The sequence below is a fragment of the Pedobacter sp. genome, assembly GCF_045628745.1.
In the GTDB taxonomy this organism is placed as follows: Bacteria; Bacteroidota; Bacteroidia; order Sphingobacteriales; family Sphingobacteriaceae; genus Pedobacter.
In genome coordinates, this window is record NZ_JAZQPU010000070.1 from 1 (window position 1) to 2361 (window position 2361).

At 40.3% G+C, this 2361-nt stretch carries 2 protein-coding genes; one reads left to right on the plus strand and one right to left on the minus strand.

The window, feature by feature from the left end; genetic code table 11:
* Window positions 1–46 precede the first annotated feature (46 nt).
* A complete protein-coding gene (locus ACR2F7_RS03390; RefSeq protein ID WP_432712185.1) occupies window positions 47–796 on the minus strand; it encodes a DeoR/GlpR family DNA-binding transcription regulator in 750 nt (249 codons plus the stop codon).
* A 222-nt stretch (window positions 797–1018) separates the two neighbouring features.
* On the opposite strand from ACR2F7_RS03390, the gene ACR2F7_RS03395 reads away from it, so the two are divergent.
* The coding region (locus ACR2F7_RS03395) for a SusC/RagA family TonB-linked outer membrane protein (protein WP_432712186.1) at window positions 1019–2361 on the plus strand (1343 nt) is incomplete at its 3' end.

Here is a 2361-nt window from a genome sequence, read left to right on the forward strand (position 1 = left end):
GCTAGGATTCGATTTTAATTGTATGAAATGAGTTCTATTGAAAATGTTATAGTAACTTTAGAAAGTCGCTTTCATAGTTTTTTAAGAGGGGATTTTCTGGGGGTAACTCGGTAATTAGATAATTGATTTGACCGGGGCCGCAGATCCTTATTCGCTGAGCTGTATTTAGTTTCTCTGATATACTCAATACAGCAGTTTTTTTGGAACACCTGATGATTGCTTTTTTTACCTGAACAATTTCCCAGTCCATGTCTGTAAGACCTTCCTCAGCAGAAAAAGCATTTGCTCCTAAAAGGCATAAATCTACCTTAAGATCGACCAATTGATTGATGACACTTGCACCAATGTGCAGGTTTGCGTTTTTGGTAAGTTGACCGCCAATAGTCATCACGTTAAGGTTGCTGTGTTCAGAAAGTGTAATTGCAACTTGTGGGCTAATGGTGAAGAAGGTCGCTTTAAGCGTATCTGGAATCATTTTAGCAAACTCCAGGATCGTCGTCCCACCCTCGGTAAGGATAACCATGTTGTTCTTAATTAGGCTAAGTGCTTTTTTTGCAATATCACGCTTTTCTTGAATGGCATACACTTCGTTTTGAACATTAAACGGCGCCACAAAGGACTTACTGGCTGCCCCGCCATGCACTTTTAATATCTTCCCCATTTCAGCCAGCTCTTTAAGGTCCCGTCTTATGGTGTCGTCTGAAATCTTCAACAACATGCTTAAATCAGTTGATAATACCTTGTTATGCAAGTTTATTTCCCGCATAATCAATTTCTGTCTCTCTGTTTTATTCATATGTTGTAATGCTTAGGGAATCCAAAAATAGACAATTAAAAATATTTATGAAATATTATTTGCATTTGAGGGTAATTTGCGTTTATATTTACGATTGAAACGCACTCAAAAACGCATATATATCGAATTTGATGTGACATTCCGGGTTTATTGAGTTAATATGTTAGTTTTTTGCGGTTTTGATAAACCGCGTATTACGCTGAAACCATTAACTAAATCTATATGAATAAATTTTTACCGATTTTATTTGCACTGCTGCTCATTTCTACATGGGCAAGATCTGAAAATAAAAGCACAATTCGTTCGCATTTCCAGGAAACTGGTTCATGGGTCCTCAAGGGTAAAGTTGTTGATGATAAAGGCCTGCCAATCCGCGGTGCCAATGTCACTGTAAAAGGCGCCCGCCGTGTTGCAATAACCGATGCTAAAGGCGGGTTTTCGATTGCAATTGAAGACGAGAAAGAAGTATTGAGCTTTTCCTATGTTGGCTACAAGACTAAAGAGATCGTAGTAGGCAACGCAAGAACCCTTACGGTAACCTTAACTGAGGCTGATGATAAATCACTTGAAGAAGTAGCTGTAGTGGGCTATGGTACACAGAAAAAGGTGTCTGTAACTGGTGCAATCAGTACAATCTCCGTTTCTGAAATGCAAAAGGTCTCTACACCCTCATTGTCTAACGCAATAGCAGGAAAACTTCCTGGTATCATCACCAGGCAAGCGATCGGTGAGCCAGGGTATGATGCGGCTGCCATATATATCCGTGGCTTGTCTACATTTGGCGACAATGCTCCACTTGTGCTCATTGACGGAGTAGAACGGGATATGAATCAAATCAATGCACAGGAAATTGAGAGTTTCAGCATTCTTAAGGATGCATCGGCGACAGCAGTATATGGCGTAAGAGGAGCTAATGGAGTAATTTTGTTGACCACCAAACGTGGCGTTGCAGGAAAACCGATGGTAACCTACAGGGCAGAGGCGGCAACACTCGAAGCTTTACGCTTGCCGGAATACATCAATGCGGGTCAATACGCCTCTTTAATGAATGAAGCACTTGTAAATTCAAACCAAACGCCAAGATGGACGCCAGATGAGCTTCAGAAATATAATGATGGTTCTGACCCTTACTTATATCCCAATTCGAACTGGACAGATGCGGTTTTGAATAGGAATACCTGGCAAACAATTCAAAATCTAAGTGTTACTGGTGGGAGTGAATCGATAAGGTATTATACAAACGTTGGTTTTACGTTGCAGAATGGTATCTATAAACAAGATGAAAGTAATCCTTATAATACCAATGCTAATATAAAAAGATATAATTTTCGCAGCAACATAGACATTAACCTTTCAAAAAGCTTGTTTATGCAACTTGGGATCGGGGGAATTATTCACAATGGAAATTATCCTGGCTACTCATCCTGGGATATCTTTAATTCGCTTAAAGTGATTTCGCCTATTGCATATCCAATTACCAATCCTGACGGTACACCAGGCGGTGCATCAAATTATCTTGGCTGGAATCCATGGGCCCGGGCAACACAGTCTGGCTATACCACTCA

Bases quoted from the DNA above. Each gene is read 5' to 3' on its own strand.
- ACR2F7_RS03390 (WP_432712185.1), bottom strand. From the start codon at position 796: ATGAATAAAACAGAGAGACAGAAATTGATTATGCGGGAAATAAACTTG.